Below are 19,561 nucleotides of genomic sequence, written 5' to 3' on the forward strand. Positions count from 1 at the left end.
TATTTCAAAATATTATAAAATTACGTAGTTTCGTTTTCATGCGACTCAGACTTTTATTCATCTTTCTATTCATTTCACTTTTTGCGAGTGCGCAATATTCATTTTCTGGCTATATCAATAAAGATGAGTGGCAAAACTCTGTATACTTGTCTATTGTGGAAGATTACCGAAAAATGTCTGGCGTATATGCCGAGCAAATTATTGCGAAAACATCTGCGGATTCTACAGGTTTTTTTGAATTTAAAGGCAATATGCTCGATGCTGAAAACAGAATCTATCGTATTCATGTAGATAAGTGTTCTGACATGCAAAAAGACATTAATCACTTTAACGGTCATTGCAGTGAAAGCGAAGAATTATTGTTCATCGCTAACAATACAGACACTATTAAATTGCCGTTTTCTTTCGGAAACCAAGTCTTCTGTTCGGTTGAATCTAGCAATCCTAAGTCTAACGCTTTTGTAAAAATAGATTCTCTTAAAAACGATATGCGTTTTGCTTACAGTGAAGTGCGGACTGAAGCCAACAGAAAACTGAACAATAAAAAATGGTTTAAAGCTTTACAAGCTTACGGAGAAGCACTAAATGAACCCATTGCTGAGTTAGCAATTTTTGCCTATTTATCAGATAGAAGTAGTGATTTGCATAGTTACTACGTTGAAGATTTACAAAACAGTACCTATTATGATAATCTAGAAACTCGACTAGAAGAGACTTATCCCAATGCACCTTACACTGTGCAGTACAAGAATGAATTGGCTGCTGATCGTTATATGTTAGCGTCGTTTAATGGCACTTTATCAAATTCAAATTGGAATATTTTACTTTACTTTTTGTTAGCTATTTCGGTTTTATTGAATCTGTTTTTATTCCTCAAAACTTGGAAACAAAAGCAGTCCAAAACTGAGGATTTAAAATCTAAACTCTCAAAACAAGAGCAAGTTGTTTTAGAACATTTGCTAGAAGACAAGACCAACAAAGATATTGCTGAAGCACTTTTTTTGAGTGTTAGTACTGTAAAAACACACATCAACAACATTTACAAGAAGTTAGAAGTGCAATCTAGAGATGACGCAAAATCCCTGTTTGCCAAGTAATTACAAAATTCAACCTAGGTACTAGTACCGATTTCCAACCCTGATTTTTTAGATTTTCCGCTTATTCCATTGATGTTTGTTTCATTATTAATCAAAATTTATTTTAATCATGAAACGCGTATTAAATCTATCCTTAGTTTTAATTTTTGCATTATCACTTTTTAATGCAATATCAACAGAATTCGATAAGTACGACACCAAAATTGCCGTTCTTAAATTCAAAACCGAAGTCATTGATTACGGAACTATTGAGCAACATTCCGAAGGTAGAAGAACCTTCACCTTCACAAACACAGGTGATGCTGAATTATTAATTACCCAAGTTAAGACAAGTTGTGGCTGTACAGTACCTAGCTATTCCAAAGCACCTATTGCACCAGGTGAAACAGGCGAACTACAAATAAAATATGACACTAAAAGATTAGGTGCTTTTACAAAAACCATTACGGTAATTTCCAATGCTGAAGGAGGGAATAAAATCCTAAAGATTAAAGGGAATATAGTAACAAGCAAGTAATTTTTTATCAAACTAACAGTCAGATCGTTCATAGTCGAAACTATTTTTTAGCGCTAAACAAAATCTTTCGACTGCGCTCAAGCTGATATTAAATCAATATATCAATCATGAAAACGAACAGTATTTTAACAATCATACTCTTATTGGCATTTCATCTAAATGCTCAAACCATAAATCAAGAAATCATCGAAGAAGGTGAAGCACCATATTTACTAGGACAAATAGACAAATCAGGCTTAGAAAGTGATAACTATTCCTCTTGGTTTAACACAAACTTTGAAGACTACAAGCCTAACCAAAAACTTGTAAATGACATTGCTTCAGACTTAAAAAACTACAACATAACTGTATTTATGGGGACTTGGTGTGGCGACAGTAAAAAAGAAGTCCCAAGACTTTATAAGGTTTTAGAAGCTTGCAATTTCCCAATGGATCAGTTGACTGTTATTGCAGTGAGCAGTTCATCTAGCTTGTATAAACAAAGCCCTCAACACGAAGAAGCTGGCCTAAACATTCATCGCGTACCAACCATTATTTTTTATAAAAATGGTAAAGAAGTAAATCGTATTGTTGAGCATCCTGTTACAAGTTTTGAAAAAGACATTAAGCAAATCATCTCGAGCAACAATTACAAACCTAACTATCAAATTGTTTCAGAAATCGACGCTGTTTTAAATAAAAAAGGCATTAAAGGGTTAGAGAAAAAAAGCGAGAAGATTCTAAAGCAATTCGATGGTAAAGTCACAAGTATGTATGAGCTCAACACCTACGGTCGCGTGCTATATTCCAAAGGAAAAATAGAAGAGGCTATTGCAGTATTTAAGTTCAATACAAAACTATTTCCAAAAGAACCTGGAACCTACATGAGTTTAGCCAATACGTTAGGGGTTAATGGCAAAAAAGATGAAGCCATAAAAGTATTGGAAAAGGCTTTAGAAATTCATCCTGAAAATGAAGACTTAAAAGAAAACCTAGAAGTCATAAAATCTCATTAAAAAGGTATTTCCATTTCTGTTAAAAAATGTAATTTTGCATCTTCCTATCTAAAAAAGCTAGGATTCTAAAATTACAAGAATGCAACTTTCAGAACAAGAATTAGTAAGACGCGAGAAGTTAGAGAAATTAAGAGGTTTAGGAATCAATCCTTACCCAGCAGATTTATTTCCATTAGACCATACTTCAAAACAGATAAAATCTGAATTTGAAGAAGGTAAAAAGGTGGTTATTGCAGGTAGATTAATGTCGCGTAGAATTCAAGGTAATGCGAGTTTTGCTGAATTACAAGATAGCGAAGGTCGCATTCAGGTGTATTTTAATAGAGATGAAATTTGTACCGGAGAGGACAAATCTAAATATAACGATGTTTATAAAAAGCTATTAGATATTGGTGATTTCATTGGTATTGAAGGGGAACTTTTTAAAACTAAAGTTGGTGAAAAAACTGTAATGGTAAAAGACTTTACGTTATTAAGCAAAGCTTTGAAACCATTACCACAACCTCGTGTAGATGCTGACGGAAATGTTCATGATGCATTTACCGATCCTGAGCAACGTTACAGACAGCGCTATGCAGATTTAGTTGTAAATCCGCACGTTAAAGAAGTTTTTGTAAAACGCACAAAACTTTTTAATGCTATGCGTCAATTCTTTAACGATGCAGGTTATTTTGAAGTTGAAACACCAATCCTTCAACCTATTCCTGGCGGTGCGGCTGCAAGACCGTTTATTACACACCATAACAGTCTGGACATTCCATTATACATGAGAATTGCCAACGAACTTTATTTAAAACGTTTGATTGTTGGTGGGTTTGATGGAGTTTATGAGTTTTCTAAAAACTTCCGTAACGAAGGTATGGATCGTACGCATAATCCAGAATTTACCGCAATGGAAATCTATGTATCTTACAAAGATTACAATTGGATGATGGATTTCTGCGAGCAACTTTTAGAACATTGTGCTATTGCCGTGAACGGCACATCTGAAGCTACTTTTGGCGAGCATAAAATTAACTTTAAAGCGCCATACAAGCGTATTTCTATGCGTGATTCTATTTTAGAATTCACTGGTTTTGATATTTATAATAAAACAGAAGCTGAAATAAGAGCTGCTGCAAAAGATATGGGGATTGAAGTGGATGACACTATGGGTAAAGGCAAATTGATTGATGAAATTTTTGGTGAAAAATGTGAAGGCAATTACATACAACCAACGTTCATTACAGATTACCCAAAAGAAATGAGTCCATTGTGTAAAGAACACAGAGACAATCCTGAATTAACAGAGCGTTTTGAGCTGATGGTTTGCGGTAAAGAAATCGCGAATGCTTACTCAGAGCTCAATGATCCAATAGACCAGCGCGAACGTTTTGAGCATCAATTAAAATTAGCTCAGAAAGGTGATGATGAAGCTACAGAGTTTATTGATTTTGACTTTTTGCGTGCTTTAGAATACGGTATGCCTCCAACATCAGGTATGGGAATTGGCATGGATCGTTTAATTATGTTCCTAACTAATAACCAGAGTATTCAAGAGGTATTGTTTTTCCCTCAGATGAAACCAGAAAAGAAACCTTTAGCTATCAGTGACGATGCCAAAGTGGTTTTAAAAGCATTAAAAGATGCTGAAAAAATAGAGCTTTCAGAATTAAAAGCACAGTCTGGTTTAAGTAACAAAAAGTGGGACAAAACCATTAAAGAACTGACAAAAAACAAATTAGCCAAAGTTGAAAAAACGGATGACGGTTTGTTTGTAGAAGTTGTGTAAACTTCATATAAATTTAAAATGACAAAAGGAATTTCAGAAATGAAGTTCCTTTTTTGTTATCTCAATTTTTAAAAAATGGGTTAAATCTTTAAAAACACGTTAAAAAAATACTAAAATCAAATTTCGTTTTGAAAGATTCTTAGTGGAATCCGTATTTTCAGCAAAATTTACTAAAACCGACAATTTTGAAACATCTATCAATCAAGCTACTCTTTGTAGCGTCGGCTTTTTTAGCATTTTCGTGTTCTACGGCTAAGAAAGCAGGCAAATCAAAAGATGCCACAGCTATGGCTAAACCTGCCGGAAAAAAACCTGGCAAAAACGACCCACAACCTTACAGCAAAGTTATTACCAAAGAAGCCAAAAGTGATGCTGGTTTATTTACGGTTCACACTTTAGATGATAAGTTCTTTTACGAAATCCCAGATTCTCTATTCGATAGAGAAATGTTAATGGTTACTCGTATTTCTAAAACTGCTGCCGGACTTGGTTTTGGTGGAGGTAAACAAAACGAGCAAGTACTACGTTGGGAAAAGAAAGACAAAAAAGTAATTCTTCGTGTTGTATCTTACAACGTTACTGCTGCCGATTCTTTACCTGTAAATGAAGCCGTAAAGAATTCTAATTTTGAACCAGTATTATTTACTTTTCCAATAAAAGCGTTTAGCAAAGATTCTACGAGTACTGTTATCGATGCGACACCTTTATTTGAAAAAGATGTAAAATCTCTTGGTTTACCACAATTCAGAAGAACGGGATACAGAGTTACGCGTTTAGAAGGTGATAAATCTTTCATAGAAAGCATTAAAAGTTACCCTAGAAATATTGAAGCACGCCACGTAAAAACTTATGCAGCTGGTCGTCCACCTTCAAATTCTAGCACAGGAACAATTTCTATAGAAATCAATAACTCAATGGTTTTACTACCAGACAACCCAATGAAACGTCGTTATTTTGATGAGCGTGTAGGTTGGTTTACAAGTGGTACAACCGATTATGGTTTAGAAGATCAAAAAAGCAAAACCCTAACTTATCTAGATCGTTGGAGACTTGAGGTTAGAGATGAGGATATTGAAAAGTTTAAACGAGGAGAGTTAGTAGTTCCTAAGAAACAAATCGTTTATTACATCGATAGAGCGACTCCAGAAAAATGGAGAAAATACATTAAACAAGGGATTGAAGATTGGCAAGTTGCTTTTGAAGCAGCAGGCTTTAAGGAAGCTATAATTGCTAAAGATCCACCATCTGTTGAAGAAGACCCTGAGTGGAGTCCAGAAGACGTACGTTATTCTGTAGTACGTTATTTGGCATCACCAATTCCTAATGCAAACGGACCTCACGTAAGTGATCCAAGAACTGGTGAAATTTTAGAAAGTGATATTAACTGGTACCATAATGTAATGTCTTTGTTACGTGGTTGGTTCTTTGTACAGACTGCTGCTATTAATCCAGATGCACAGAGTCCACAGTTTAAAGATGAAGTTATGGGACGTTTGATTCGTTTTGTATCAGCTCATGAAGTTGGACATACTTTAGGATTACCGCACAACATGGGAAGTAGTGTTGCTTACCCAGTTGAAAAACTTAGAGATGCTGAGTTTACTCAAAAATATGGAACCGCTCCTTCAATAATGGACTATGCACGTTTCAATTACGTTGCACAACCAGGTGATGAAGGTGTAGCTTTAATGCCAAATATTGGTATTTACGATAAGTATGCTATTGCTTGGGGTTACAGACCTATTTTAGATAAATCTCCTGAGGAAGAAAAACCAATTCTAAACGAATGGATTACTGAGCACGCTGGTGACCCAATGTATCGTTTTGGACACCAACAAGTAGGCGATATTCACGATCCAAGTTCTCAAACTGAAGATTTAGGTGATAATGCTATGCTAGCTAGTGAATATGGTATTAAAAACCTTAAGCGTATTGTTCCTAACTTAATTGAATGGACTACAGAAGCCGGTGAAGATTATGACGATTTAGAAGAAATGTATGGCCATGTAGTTTCTCAATTTAACCGTTACATGGGTCATGTGTCTAATAACATTGGTGGTGTTTATGAGTATTACAAAACAGCTGACCAAGAAGGTGCCGTTTATACTCCAGTTCCAAAAGCGCACCAAAAAGAGGCTATGCAATTTCTACAAGACAATTTATTTGATACACCAGATTGGTTAATTGACAAAAATATTTTTGACAGAATTGAGTATTCTGGTTCAGTTGAGCGTGTACGTGCTTTACAAGCTAGAACTTTAAATAATATTCTTAGCTTAGGAAAAATGCAACGTCTTACTGAAGCTTATACTTATGACAGCGATGCTTATTCATTAACTGACATGATGAGCGATTTACGCAAAGGTATTTGGAGTGAATTACGTACAGGTAAGAAAATAGATACTTACAGACGTAATCTTCAACGTGCGCATATTGACAGATTAGAATATTTAATGACTGCTGAAAACCAAAGTGGAAGATCACCTAGTCCTTATATGAAAGCTACTGCTGTTAACACAAGTCAATCTGATATTAGAGCTGTTGTAAGAGCAGAATTAAAGACTTTACGCAGTCAATTGCGTTCGGCTCGTGGTGGAGATGCTATGAGTAGAATTCATATTGCTGACGCGATAGAAAGAATTAATTTAATTCTAGATCCTAAATAGTTTAGTTTTTAGAATAGATAAAAAAGGCTTCAAAGAAATTTGAAGCCTTTTTTATTATCTAAGTCAGACTTTAAAAAAGCTATATTAGTATTCTAAAAAAACATCAACTCTTATTCATTATCTCTTTCTATATAATACACAATTGGCTTATCGTTTATAAAGACATCTTTTAAGACAGCTTTCCCAGTTTTAACAGCAACTAAAGCATAAGTCTCACTTTTATTGTTGCCTTGTCTGTTGTATTTTCTGTAAATATCTTCAGCTGGTTTAGCCTTAGATTCCTCCATATAAAAACGATTAAAAGGTAATTCGAAATTAACAGTATCTGAATTCCCATAATTCCAACGGACTTTTGCTTTTACATAATCTCTGTCAGAAGACTTTTGCTCCTTGCTCACACTATGAACTCTAGCAAAGCCTAAACTATCTTTTTCAAGATAAACTAAAATTGTTTCTCCTTGTTCCCATGTTATATCGTTAGTTTTAGCTGAATCCATTTCATAGTTTAAGGTAATGTACTTCCCTCTAAATGGATCATTTGGATCAACGGGTTGTGTTTTAAACTTATAGGTAACTCCTGCTTCTAAAACATTTTCTCTGTCAAAAATCATTTTTGAAGGCACAAATAACTGCACCAATACCACGACTAAGAATAATATAAATATGTGTATAGTTTTCATGTGTTTAAATTTTTAGATTTCTAACGATTTAATTCTTTCTTCTTTTTTAGCATAATATAATTGGTTAAGAAAAATCCAAATCCGACAGCTACGAAAAGAAGCCCCTTAACTTCAAAACCTATATCTATATCAAAAAAGCGACAGACTACAACTGCGGTTACAATCAACAAACCGTAATTAAGCACACTAAACCTAAATGTATCTGCACCTATTTTAATAGCTGAAAGCCCTAAAACCAAAAGCAAAATATTGGTTAAAACAGTAGCTGCAATGGCATTTGCTATGCCTATAAAGAATATAATCGCAACAATTAAAAAGACATATTGAAACAGATTAAAGCTTTCTGCTTTTTCTTTCTTTTTGGTATATAGTAAAATCATAAATGCCAATACAAATAAAACAGTAGCAATTATCATTTCTTGAGTGTGAATGGCTATAGAAGCCAATACTAAAATCTCATCCCAAACAATATTGAAAGATAGAATGATTAACAAAACAACAGCGCCTAAAGACCCAATAACAGTAAAGCTATTGCGCCTTAACTGTTGATTTTTGTAAATAGGTAATTTACCTAGATTATAAAAAACACCAAACAGCATAGCATACATTAAAAAGCCAACAGACCAATTACTACTTATAAAAGCACTTAAAACAACAGTAAAGCTTATAGCATAAAGCCAATTAAAGATGGAGGTTGAATTAGTAATAGGTGATGTTTTTAGCAACTTTAAGTAAAACGGAAGTGTTGCTATAACAAAGACTAAATACAACCAAGGAGTCTTATTCTCATACCCAAAATCGTATCCTAACTCGCAAGCATAATAACTTGCAAATATAACGACCAGAATTGACACTGCTTTAGAATTGAACAGATAAATTAAGGGTAATGCCAGTACTATCCATGTAAACAAAAAGCCACCTAAATCACCAGGAATATTATAAATCTGACTCACCAGTGCAATAGATGCTCCAATGGCGAAAAAGAGAAACGTACCTGAAGATTCCTTCCATACCTGACTTTTCTCTTTATAAATAGAGTAACCTGATACTAGTTGTGCAATAACAAGTGGTATAAATGCAAAAACGGTTTTTATTAATCTTGATAGATTATCCCAATTATGCGCTAGAATTAGAATAATACCCAACCCAACTAATGTAGCACCCAAGACTCCGAAAACGGTAAATAATCTATTAGGCTGGTCATCTTCCTTCGATTTATAATACGCTGTGATATTTGAGGCTACTTCTTGAGAAATTATTTTGTTCTCTAAAAGTTCTGATATATCGTTTAATAGTTTTGATTTCATACCCTTTAAATTTATCTATGAGGAAATAATAGCAGATTTAGAGCTATTAGAGTTAAAGCCATAATTACAAAAGCTCTCCTTTTTGTCTTTTCATTTTTCTTCTTATTGTAATATAATGAATAAACCATTGTCATTATTAAACTTACTAGAAGAAGAAAAGGAATTGTAATTACAATTATTAAAGAAGCGCCTCCGCCTGCAACTGGAAGAATTTCTAATAATGGGATAGTTAAAAATCCTAATAGGATTAATATTATACTTTTTATACAATCTATTTTCATTTCTTTTTCGAATTTAAAACCTCGCAGCTCTAAACCATTCTGCGAGGTTTTGGGGTTACTAACTAACCAATCATCAAAACAAAAAAATCATATATACAATAATACCTTCGGCAATACCTGTGACAATAGACATACCTAAAATGTCTTTGATTTTGCTTCGAAGAAAAAATACAATGCTTAGAATAGCAATAATACCTGCAAGAAGAATTTCCAACGCATCAATCTTAGAGAGTAATAGTGTTATTCCTGTAAAAGATGCTGTTATTCCCAAGGTTATTAATCCGAATTTTATAATATCTTGCTTGGTATAATTACCTTCTATAAACCCTTTTCTTAAATCTCTTAAAATAGAAAGAACAAATAGCAAAGGGACTACTGATAAAAATGGGGCAAAAACAACCTTAATACCTTTAACAACGCTTAAATTGTTATAGAAGAAAAAAGCAATAGCTGTAAATGCTAGAAGTCCTGTAACTATAATTGTTTGAAATGTAAACAGCAACTCCCGTTTTCCTGAATTAGTTTGTTTTTTTAATGATTTAATGGTTTCCATAATATTAAAATTTGATGATTGTACATTTAGTTTTAAGCGGATAAAAAGAAAATATGAATTGCTAAAGCCATAAGTAATCCACTTAATATACCATTGGCTTTTAAGTTATTATACAATAAGAAATTAAACACGTAAGAGCTTATTGATGTTGAATTTATAAGATGCGCTAGTATTAAAGCATCTTCAAGCTTCTTCTGAGTCAGAAACTCCATTAGTTGCATTGATAACAAAACAAGTACAACAGAAATAACTAATAAAATTATTGCAGGCTTTTGATTCTTTACTTTGTATTCATCTGAGTTTACGGGTAGAAAATGTTCAATTACTACAAACCTTATAAAAAAGAGAATTGGTATTGGAAAGAAAATAGAAGCTATAATCTTTACCACATCTTTTAAGGTTTTTATCTCATCATATCCCAAAAAGACCAGATACACAAAAACGACTATAGATATTCCTACAGTAATAAAGAAAGCCATATTCAAGCTCTTCTGCTTCATTTTTAGTATCTCAAAATATTTGTACTGGCAACAGTATTATTAGCCAAGTACTCTACTTTATGATTATATGCATCGATTAGATAGCTAGATATATTCTGAGAATTAATAGCTATACAACCAAGAATAGCAAAAAAAATACCTGCTGATAAGAGCTCTTTTTTTGTGAAATTGAAATGAGATATCATAATACTTTGTTTTAATGATTACAGTACAAATCTGCAATCAAACAGCGTATTATAAAAACTTAATTTTTAAAATTACTGACGATATATTTTTACAAATATTAATAAAAACCTTTATTTTTATTGAACTAATCATTTTAAATATGACGATTAAATGATAGCATTACATTCAATAATTAATACATTTAGCCCTGAAGAACAACAAAAATTCATTGCGTATTTAGAGAAGAAAAACAAACGCAAAGACTCCAAAAACATAAAACTCTTTCAGCTAATTGCAAGAGGAGAAAGTAATCCTGAGGCTATTTGTCACCATTTATATAAAAACGGTAAGAGCAACGCATATCACGCCTTAAGAAAGCGGCTTTTTCAATCATTGATAGATTTTACAGCAAACAAAAATCTTGAAGATGAAAATTCCACCGAAATGCTCATTATTAAATACATTTTGGCTTCACGTACTTATTTACTTCAAAAAAATTACAACATCGCTTACAAAATCCTGGATAAAGCAGAACGACTTGCAGATGAACATCTATTATTCCCGATGCTTAATGAAATTTACCACACTAAAATTCAGTACGCACCAAATTATCCAAAGATTGATCTAGAAAGTTTAATTCTAAAACAAAAGGAAAATCAGGAAAAACACCTATTAGAAGATCGATTGAACATTGTTTATGCGAAATTAAAAACCATACTAAACGAAATAACCTATCAAGGAAAAATCATAAATATTGAGCATATACTCCAAAGTACTTTTGATGAGCACAACATTGAGTTGAATGAATCTCTTTCATTTAAATCATTATACCAAATTATTGCCATAGCCAATATTTCTGCATTGGTCACTACAAAATACTTTCAGATTGAAGACTTTGTTCTTAAAAGCTATCAAATTTTGAAGAACAAAAAGAATACAGACAAACAGTTGTATTACCAGATTCATATCGTTTATATCATAGCAAATACCCTTTTCAGAAACAAAAAGTTTAATCTTTCCTTAATTTACATCAAAGAAATGGAAGAGCTTATGCTCTCAAAAAAAGGAATGTACCACAAGAGCTTCATTCTTAAGAAAACCCTAGTAGAAGCATTAAATCTCAATTTTAGCGACCAGCAAAATGAAGCCATAGCCTTAGTAGAATCTGCAATAAAAAAGAAGCATGTTGATTTAGAATCACAACTAGATCTTCATTTATCCTTGCTAATGTTCTATTTTCAAAAAGAAGACTTTTCGAAGGCAAAAAGTATTCTATCTAAATTCTATCACACAGATAAATGGTACATTGAAAAAGTCGGAATTGACTGGGTTATTAAAAAAAACCTAGCAGAAATATTACTACATATCGAATTAAACGAAGACGATCTATTCTTCTCAAGATTGAAGAGCTTTAAGCGTAAATACACCAAATATTTAAAAAAGATTGATCAGTTTCGACTCCTAAATTTCATCAATATAGCAGAACACTATTATTTAAAACCCGAAGTTGCATCTCAAACTCAGTTTAAAGAAAAGATTGAAACTACCTTTAAATGGACATCTCTCAAGGATGAAGATATTTTTATTATAAGTTTCTATGCCTGGATTAAAAGCAAAATAGACTCTAAAAACCTTTATAGAACCACGCTAAACCTACTAAAATCGTCTTAAAATGTTAAATTTCGTGTTAAAAACAAAACTTAATTTAAACGCTATTCCTCACTAAAAGTCTAAAGGGTATAAAACTTAAAATTACAATAGAAATGAAAAAATTATTAGTTGTTGCCCTAGCTCTATTTACTTTAAATGGAATGGCACAGGAAAGAAATGAAAAGCGCGAAAACCGTAGTGAGAGACATGAAAAATTCAAAGACATGACTCCTACCGAAATTGCTGATTTAAAATCTAAACGATTAACATTAGATTTAGACCTAACAGATGCACAACAGAAAAAAGTTCATAAACTTCTTTTAGAGCAAGCAAAGACTCATAAACAAAAAAGAGAGGCTTACAAGGCTAAACAAGGTGAAGAAAAGACAAAACCGTCTAAAGAAGACTTTATAAAAATGCAAAACCAGAGACTTGATGAGCAAATTGCAATGAAGCGCGAAATGAAAAGCATTTTAACAGATAAGCAGTACGCAAAATTTGAAAAAATGAAGTCTAGACATCACGGCAAAAAAGGAAAACACAAAAAACGTAGTAAATAAAACAGTTTTTCATAAAAAAGATTCGCTTAGGCGAATCTTTTTTATTTTAATTAAATAAAATTGTTACATTAGTAGCAAATAACTAAATAATCCATAATGAAAAAGGTAATTACACTTTGCTTATTTGTGTTTGCTATGTTTATTGGCAACCAAACCCTTACTGCACAAAACACTAAGTTACAAGATAAAGTAGAAGTAAATGCGCAAGCTTCTGAAAAAACAGAAACTCTTAGAAGAGCTTTAAAGTTTGATAATACTCAAAGAGATAATGTCTATGAAGTTTTAAAAACATACTATTCTGCTAAGCTAGGTTTTTCAAGAAATGAAAACACATTACCTGCTGAGATAGAAAAAAATGAAAAAAGGTTAGATACAGAATTGAAAGCTATTTTAACCGATGAGCAATACACAAGATACAAGACTCTATCTCAAGATTAGTTCTTAGATAAAATTGAATCATAAAAAAAGCCTCGCAAACGCGAGGCTTTTTTTATTTTATAATTCTTTGGCTACTTCTTCCACAGCAGCAATAGTTTCGTTTAAATCTTGATATGTTAAAGCATCCGTTATAAACCAAGTTTCAAAAGCACTTGGAGCTATATAGATACCTCTATTCAACATACCATGGAAAAATTTCTTAAACGTATTATTATTGCCCTTAGCCGCTGATTCAAAATCAACAACCTTCTCTTCACTAAAATGAACAGAAATCATAGATCCTTTTCTATTAATAGTATGTACAACATTATTCTTATTCAAGGCTTGCGCAATACCATTATGAAGATATTTTGTCTTTTCTTCTAACCTATTCATTAAACCTTTATCATTATTTATAGCTTTTAACATCGCTAAACCTGCTGCCATAGCTAAAGGATTACCACTTAAAGTTCCTGCTTGATAAACTGGCCCAAGAGGAGCTAGATGATTCATTATTTCGTCTCTAGAAGCAAATGCACCGACTGGCAATCCGCCTCCTACAACTTTTCCAAAACACACAATATCCGCATCTACACCTGTTAATTCTTGAGCTCCACCTTTAGCCAATCTAAAACCTGTCATGACTTCATCAAAAATCAAAAGAATATCATTACTGTCACACAAATCCCTAAGACCTTCTAAGAAACCTTCAACTGGTGGAATACAGCCCATATTACCTGCTATAGGCTCTATGATTATCGCTGCTATTTCACCTTCATTAGCTTCAACAAGTTGTTTTACATTTTCTAAATCATTATACCTTGCTAAAAGTGTATCTTTTGCAGTACCTTGAGTAACACCTGGACTATTTGGTGTTCCAAACGTTACTGCACCACTACCAGCAGCAATCAAGAAAGAGTCACTATGACCGTGATAACAACCAGCAAACTTTACAATTTTGTCCTTTTTTGTAAAACCTCTAGCCAGTCTTATAGCACTCATACATGCCTCTGTACCAGAATTGACAAATCTTATTTTATCAATATTTGGCACCATAGAAACAGCTAGTTTTGCTATTTCAGTTTCAAGTTCTGTTGGCATACCAAACGAAGTTCCTTCTTTAGCCTTTTCTATTACAGCTTCTACAACTGGAGGATAAGCGTGCCCCAATAACATAGGTCCCCAAGAATTGATATAATCGATAAATCGATTTCCATCTTCTCCATACACATAGGCTCCTTTTGCATATTTTGCGAATATTGGTGTACCACCAACAGCATTAAATGCTCTAACTGGCGAATTTACACCACCTGGAATAACTGTTTTTGCTTCTTGAAATAAAGCACTACTCCTTTGATATAACATGAAATTAATTTTGAATTATAAGTTCCTGACCAATGGACAGGTTGTCTGATTTCAATTTATTTTTAGCCTTTATGGCTTCTACTGTAGTATTATAGTAACGTGATATAGAGTATAAAGTATCACCTTTAGTTACTGTATGCACAACCTTTTTATTAGGCTTAACATTTAAGTCTGTAATTTTCACATTACCTATAACTTCTTGATCGTATTTAAAAAGTTCGTAACGCTCAATAAGGCTGATTAATTTTTGAGGATACTTTCTATCCGTAGCATAACCAGCAGCTCTTAATCCTCTAGCCCAACCTTTATAATCATCAGGTTTTAGTTTGAACAAGTCTGCGTAACGTTTTCTACCTGTTAAAAATTCAGAATGATCCTCAAAAGATGATTCTGCTCTCTGGTATTTTCTAAAACACTCTTGAGATCGGTCATCATCATGATAGATTTTTGCACCCTGCCAACCGTGGCATTTTATTCCGAAATGATTATTAGCCTGTACAGCCAATCTTCCTCTTCCCGATCCTGACTCTAAAATACCTTGAGCCAAGGTAATACTTGCTGGGATGTGATGTGTTCGCATTTTATTTTTTGCTATTTCAGCATATAAGTCGATATACACCTCTACAACACTTTTATTTTCTGTACTTTTTACAACCGTAGTTTCAGGCTCAACTTCTTTTTTAGTCTCTACGGTTTTTGGTTCATCAATAACAACTTCTTTTCTTGGACTTTGATTCTTTTTTTTGGTTACAATACCTTTTTTTGGTCCACAACTAAAAATTGATAACCCAAGTAATAGTATTAGTAAGTATTTAAATTTCATCTTTATATTTCAATTAATGGTAGATTCTTTTGGCTTAAAACTTTATTCATACCTGCTATTCCTTGCAAACCTCCTGTATGAATAACTAATATTTTTGAATTTTCAGGGAAAAATTGCTTTTTGATTAAATCAAAAATCCCAAACATCATTTTCCCTGTGTAAATGGGATCTAAAGGAATATTATAATTCCCTTTGAATGTATTGATAAACGTTATTAATTCTGGCTTTATTTTACCATAACCACCAAAATGATAATCGTTTATTAACTCCCAGTTATCTTGGTGCGCAAATTTACGAATATCTTTATGTAAAAAATCACCTTTTAGCGCAGGAAAACCTAAAACTTTTTGCGACTTACTTGAGGCATTTATTAATCCTGAAATTGTTCCGCCAGTACCAACGGCACAGCAGATATAATCAAATTTACAATCCTCCTCTTTTAGGATTTCTTCACAACCTTTCACAGCCAAATCATTAGTACCTCCTTCTGGAATAAGATAAAACTCACCAAATTTATCTCTCAAAGCTTCAATAAAATCTTGACTCGTTTTTTTTCGGTAATCCTCTCTCGAAACAAATTCAAAATGCATCCCACAATCTTTAGCGAACTTCAATGTAGCGTTAAGGTTTGAAATGTTTTTTAATTCTTCTCCTCTAATGATTCCAATTGTCTTAAAGTTATACACCTTTCCTACTGAAGCTACAGCAGCAATATGGTTTGAAAAAGCACCTCCAAAAGTCAATAAAGTATCATGCTTCAACTCCATTGCCTTCTCTATATTAAATTTTAGTTTTCTGTATTTATTTCCAGAAATAAATGGATGAATTAAATCCTCTCGCTTTACTGAAATTTCTACATTAAAACCTTTAAAATCTATAGATTCGTTATGTACTTTTAAATTAAACAAACGTTTATTTTTTTTTATGCAAAAATAACTATAAAACAAAAAATGTGATAAACTTTAAAGAGCGTTGTAGCATTTCAATAATATTTTATAAAACCCAAAAAAGATCGCTTTTTCAAATAATTGAAATCTTTTTCATTTCTATACGCTTCCTGTTCAAAAGAAATATTTCTATAAGCTAAATGCCATTTTTTATTTTGGATAAAACGAACCAAAAACTCAATAACATACAAGATATAAAAAGGCAGTACCAGCAACTCTAATTGCTGTCTTAAGTGAATTTTTTCATGATTTACAAGAACACGATTATGTTTTAAGTTTTTATACCTAAAAAATATAAAAGGAAAAAGAGTTATTCCTAAATAGCCTTTTGGCACGATGTATTTTGAAACTAATATCACAGGTCTGTAAACTTCAAAAATCAATCCAAATTACATTATCTTTGTTTTATATGAAAAAATACGTCCCAATAGAAGAAGGTGACTACTACTTAACACCAGAAGGTTACCGTTGCTTCACTGAGCAATACCATCTTAAACGTGGCTACTGCTGTGAGAGCAGTTGCAGACATTGCCCTTATGGTTTTAATAAAAACAAATTAAAAAAACAGTAATGCAAATAACAAGCACATCATTTAAAGCACAAATTCTTGAAGGAATCCCTAAAGAACTACCTCTACCAAAACCTTATGACGATAGTTTAAACCATGCTCCAAAAAGAAAAGATATTTTAAATGATGAAGAAAAAAAACTAGCGCTTCAAAATGCATTGCGTTACTTTGAACCTCTACATCACACTACATTACTTCCTGAATTTAAAGATGAACTTGAGAAGTATGGACGCATATACATGTACCGTTTTCGTCCAGATTACAAAATGTATGCGCGACCAATAGATGAATACCCAGCACAATCAAAACAAGCGGCTGCCATAATGTTGATGATTCAGAATAATCTTGATTATGCCGTAGCACAACATCCACATGAATTAATTACTTATGGTGGAAATGGAGCTGTATTTTCAAACTGGGCTCAGTACCTTCTTACTATGCAATATCTAGCAAGTATGACTGATGAACAAACGCTCGTCATGTATTCAGGCCATCCAATGGGTTTATTTCCTTCACATAAAAATGCACCTCGAGTTGTTGTCACTAACGGTATGATGATTCCTAATTACTCTAAACCTGATGACTGGGAAAAATTTAATGCGCTTGGAGTTACACAGTACGGTCAAATGACTGCTGGAAGTTACATGTATATTGGGCCACAAGGTATTGTTCACGGCACTACAATTACAGTCTTAAATGGTTTTAGAAAAATAAATAAATCACCCAAAGGTCACATCTTTGTAACCTCTGGTTTAGGGGGAATGTCTGGCGCACAACCAAAAGCAGGAAACATTGCGGGTTGTATAACTATTTGTGCTGAAGTGAATCCGAAAATCACACAAATTCGTCTAGATCAAGGCTGGATTGATGAAAAAATAAGCGATTTAGATCAATTAGTTGATCGTGTAAAAGTAGCTCAAAACAATAAAGAGACGATTTCTATTGCTTATTTAGGCAATGTGGTTGATGTATGGGAAAAATTTGATGAAGCTAATATCCATATCGATTTAGGAAGTGATCAAACTTCATTGCATAATCCATGGGCTGGAGGCTATTATCCTGCAGGTTTATCTTTTGAAGATGCCAATGAAATGATGGCAAACAATCCTGAATTGTTCAAAACCAAAGTACAGGAAAGTTTACGCAGACATGCTGCAGCCATTAATAAACATACAGAGAAAAGCACCTATTTCTTTGATTACGGAAATGCTTTCTTATTAGAAGCTTCTCGTGCTGGTGCTGATGTGATGTCTGAAAATCCAACCATTGGTCGCGAATTTAAATACCCAAGTTATGTGCAAGACATTATGGGTCCTATGTGTTTTGATTATGGTTTTGGGCCATTCCGTTGGGTTTGTGCTTCAGGTAAACCAGAAGATTTAGCAAAAACCGATGAGATAGCTTGTGAAATTTTAGAAGAGATTATGAAAAACTCACCTGTAGAAATCCAACAGCAAATGGCTGATAACATTCAATGGATAAAGGGTGCGCAAGAAAACAAATTAGTCGTTGGCTCACAAGCCAGAATATTATATGCTGATGCAGAAGGCCGCATGAAAATTGCTAAAGCTTTTAATGATGCTATTTCAAAAGGCGAAATTGGTTACGTGGTTTTAGGTCGTGATCATCATGATGTCTCTGGTACAGATTCACCTTATCGCGAAACCAGTAATATTTATGACGGTTCACGTTTTACATCAGATATGGCCATTCAGAACGTTATTGGAGATAGTTTCAGAGGAGCGACTTGGGTAAGTATCCACAACGGTGGTGGTGTTGGTTGGGGAGAAGTTATAAACGGTGGATTCGGCATGGTTCTTGATGGTACTATTGAAGCTGAAAAACGCTTAAAATCAATGCTTTTCTGGGATGTCAACAATGGAATTTCACGTCGCAGCTGGGCAAGAAATGAAGGTGCTGTTTTTGCAATAAAACGCGCCATGGAACAAGAACCAAATTTAAAAGTTACTATTCCTAATTTCGTTGATGGCAAACTTTTAGAATAACAAGTAAAAAAAAAGCAATATGAAAAAACTACTCAAATTATCACCGATTCTTTTATTTGCTCTACTCCTATCTTCATGTAGCTCAGTTAGAGTTGCAGCCGATTATGATAGAGAAGCAAATTTTGACCAGTACAAAACCTTTGCGTTTTTTAAACCTGGAATTGACAAAGCTGAAATAAGCGATTTAGACAAAAGACGAATCCTTAGAGCTATTGAAGCCGAACTAATGGCAAAAGGCATGACTAAATCAGAAAACCCAGATATGCTAGTGAGTATTTTCACTAAATCTAACCAACGTGTTGATGTTTATAATAACGCTTGGGGCTATGGAGCTTGGGGCTGGGGAGGTTTCAATCGTTGGGGTTGGGGCTGGGGTCCTGGTTGGGGCGGAAATAATGTTTCAACATCTACAGAAGGAATGCTTTTCATAGATTTTATTGATGCAGGCCAAAAAGAATTAATCTGGCAAGGTTCAGGAACTGGCTACCTTGTAACATCTGATGTTGAAAAGAAAGAAGCTAGAATCAAGGAATTTGTTGCGAAAACTTTAGAGCAATTTCCTCCATCTAAATAAAATATTAGACATAATTTTTAAAAAGCACTATTATCCAATAGTGCTTTTTTTGTTAATCTTAGTTTAATTTTCGATTTGTTAAAATAGCCTATCTTTGCCCCCTTTTAAATGTAAATAGT

General features: G+C 33.3%; 21 protein-coding genes. 11 read left to right on the plus strand and 10 right to left on the minus strand.

The window, feature by feature from the left end; translation table 11 throughout:
* Positions 1-38: 38 nt before the first annotated feature.
* The 5 genes from QGM60_RS03315 to QGM60_RS03335 all read left to right on the plus strand — a co-directional run bounded on the left by QGM60_RS03315 (position 39) and on the right by QGM60_RS03335 (position 7,046).
* Positions 39-1,097: a LuxR C-terminal-related transcriptional regulator gene (locus QGM60_RS03315; protein ID WP_281138823.1), complete on the plus strand. Its 1,059-nt coding sequence runs from the start codon at positions 39-41 to the stop codon at positions 1,095-1,097.
* 109 nt (positions 1,098-1,206) lie between these two features.
* Positions 1,207-1,614 carry a DUF1573 domain-containing protein gene (locus QGM60_RS03320; protein ID WP_281138824.1) on the plus strand — a complete coding sequence of 136 codons (408 nt, stop codon included), beginning with the start codon at positions 1,207-1,209 and terminating at the stop codon, positions 1,612-1,614.
* A 107-nt stretch (positions 1,615-1,721) separates the two neighbouring features.
* Complete coding sequence (locus QGM60_RS03325; RefSeq protein WP_281138825.1) at positions 1,722-2,609, plus strand: hypothetical protein; 888 nt, start codon at positions 1,722-1,724, stop codon at positions 2,607-2,609.
* 79 nt (positions 2,610-2,688) lie between these two features.
* Positions 2,689-4,380, plus strand: coding sequence for a lysine--tRNA ligase (lysS, locus tag QGM60_RS03330; RefSeq protein WP_281138826.1), 1,692 nt, complete (start codon positions 2,689-2,691; stop codon positions 4,378-4,380).
* A 185-nt stretch (positions 4,381-4,565) separates the two neighbouring features.
* A complete protein-coding gene (locus QGM60_RS03335; RefSeq protein ID WP_281138827.1) occupies positions 4,566-7,046 on the plus strand; it encodes a zinc-dependent metalloprotease in 2,481 nt (826 codons plus the stop codon).
* A 110-nt stretch (positions 7,047-7,156) separates the two neighbouring features.
* Here the strand turns inward: QGM60_RS03335 and QGM60_RS03340 are convergent, their stop codons facing one another.
* The 6 genes from QGM60_RS03340 to QGM60_RS03365 form a co-directional block, all read right to left on the minus strand.
* Complete coding sequence (locus QGM60_RS03340; RefSeq protein ID WP_281138828.1) at positions 7,157-7,726, minus strand: GDYXXLXY domain-containing protein; 570 nt, start codon at positions 7,724-7,726, stop codon at positions 7,157-7,159.
* A gap of 20 nt (positions 7,727-7,746) precedes the next feature.
* A complete protein-coding gene (locus QGM60_RS03345) occupies positions 7,747-9,033 on the minus strand; it encodes a DUF2157 domain-containing protein (RefSeq protein WP_281138829.1) in 1,287 nt (428 codons plus the stop codon).
* Between the two features lie 11 nt (positions 9,034-9,044).
* Positions 9,045-9,314 (minus strand): hypothetical protein, encoded by a 270-nt coding sequence (locus tag QGM60_RS03350; RefSeq protein ID WP_281138830.1) that lies wholly within the window; start codon positions 9,312-9,314, stop codon positions 9,045-9,047.
* Positions 9,315-9,387: 73 nt separating this feature from the next.
* The gene (locus QGM60_RS03355; RefSeq protein WP_281138831.1) at positions 9,388-9,867 is read right to left on the minus strand and encodes a hypothetical protein; all 480 of its coding nucleotides are present in this window, start codon (positions 9,865-9,867) and stop codon (positions 9,388-9,390) included.
* A gap of 32 nt (positions 9,868-9,899) precedes the next feature.
* Positions 9,900-10,367 carry a hypothetical protein gene (locus QGM60_RS03360; RefSeq protein WP_281138832.1) on the minus strand — a complete coding sequence of 156 codons (468 nt, stop codon included), beginning with the start codon at positions 10,365-10,367 and terminating at the stop codon, positions 9,900-9,902.
* Positions 10,368-10,369: 2 nt separating this feature from the next.
* Positions 10,370-10,552, minus strand: coding sequence for a hypothetical protein (locus QGM60_RS03365; RefSeq protein ID WP_281138834.1), 183 nt, complete (start codon positions 10,550-10,552; stop codon positions 10,370-10,372).
* A gap of 151 nt (positions 10,553-10,703) precedes the next feature.
* Between QGM60_RS03365 and QGM60_RS03370 the strand changes: the two genes are divergently transcribed.
* The 3 genes from QGM60_RS03370 to QGM60_RS03380 all read left to right on the plus strand — a co-directional run bounded on the left by QGM60_RS03370 (position 10,704) and on the right by QGM60_RS03380 (position 13,180).
* Positions 10,704-12,203 carry a hypothetical protein gene (locus QGM60_RS03370; protein WP_281138835.1) on the plus strand — a complete coding sequence of 500 codons (1,500 nt, stop codon included), beginning with the start codon at positions 10,704-10,706 and terminating at the stop codon, positions 12,201-12,203.
* A gap of 92 nt (positions 12,204-12,295) precedes the next feature.
* On the plus strand, positions 12,296-12,742 hold the full coding sequence (locus QGM60_RS03375) for a hypothetical protein (protein WP_281138836.1): 447 nt from the start codon (positions 12,296-12,298) through the stop codon (positions 12,740-12,742).
* Positions 12,743-12,838: 96 nt separating this feature from the next.
* A complete protein-coding gene (locus tag QGM60_RS03380) occupies positions 12,839-13,180 on the plus strand; it encodes a hypothetical protein (protein WP_281138837.1) in 342 nt (113 codons plus the stop codon).
* A gap of 57 nt (positions 13,181-13,237) precedes the next feature.
* Here the strand turns inward: QGM60_RS03380 and hemL are convergent, their stop codons facing one another.
* From hemL to QGM60_RS03400, 4 genes are all read right to left on the minus strand, one after another.
* Positions 13,238-14,524 carry a glutamate-1-semialdehyde 2,1-aminomutase gene (gene hemL, locus QGM60_RS03385; RefSeq protein ID WP_281138838.1) on the minus strand — a complete coding sequence of 429 codons (1,287 nt, stop codon included), beginning with the start codon at positions 14,522-14,524 and terminating at the stop codon, positions 13,238-13,240.
* A 4-nt stretch (positions 14,525-14,528) separates the two neighbouring features.
* Complete coding sequence (locus QGM60_RS03390) at positions 14,529-15,347, minus strand: glucosaminidase domain-containing protein (protein ID WP_281138839.1); 819 nt, start codon at positions 15,345-15,347, stop codon at positions 14,529-14,531.
* A 2-nt stretch (positions 15,348-15,349) separates the two neighbouring features.
* A complete protein-coding gene (locus tag QGM60_RS03395) occupies positions 15,350-16,255 on the minus strand; it encodes a pyridoxal-phosphate dependent enzyme (protein WP_281138841.1) in 906 nt (301 codons plus the stop codon).
* Between the two features lie 74 nt (positions 16,256-16,329).
* Positions 16,330-16,653 carry a hypothetical protein gene (locus QGM60_RS03400; protein ID WP_281138843.1) on the minus strand — a complete coding sequence of 108 codons (324 nt, stop codon included), beginning with the start codon at positions 16,651-16,653 and terminating at the stop codon, positions 16,330-16,332.
* Between the two features lie 50 nt (positions 16,654-16,703).
* Here QGM60_RS03400 and QGM60_RS03405 point away from each other — a divergent pair, with 50 nt between their 5' ends.
* From QGM60_RS03405 to QGM60_RS03415, 3 genes are read left to right on the plus strand one after another with little or no spacing between them, the layout of a single operon-like run.
* Positions 16,704-16,865 (plus strand): DUF5522 domain-containing protein, encoded by a 162-nt coding sequence (locus QGM60_RS03405; RefSeq protein ID WP_281138845.1) that lies wholly within the window; start codon positions 16,704-16,706, stop codon positions 16,863-16,865.
* Positions 16,865-18,868, plus strand: coding sequence for a urocanate hydratase (locus QGM60_RS03410; protein WP_281138846.1), 2,004 nt, complete (start codon positions 16,865-16,867; stop codon positions 18,866-18,868). Before QGM60_RS03405 ends, QGM60_RS03410 begins: the two co-directional genes overlap by 1 nt.
* A 19-nt stretch (positions 18,869-18,887) precedes the next feature.
* A complete protein-coding gene (locus tag QGM60_RS03415) occupies positions 18,888-19,442 on the plus strand; it encodes a DUF4136 domain-containing protein (RefSeq protein WP_281138847.1) in 555 nt (184 codons plus the stop codon).
* Positions 19,443-19,561: the final 119 nt, after the last annotated feature.

It is taken from the genome of Winogradskyella sp. SYSU M77433 (assembly GCF_029911945.1).
In the GTDB taxonomy this organism is placed as follows: domain Bacteria; phylum Bacteroidota; class Bacteroidia; order Flavobacteriales; family Flavobacteriaceae; genus Winogradskyella.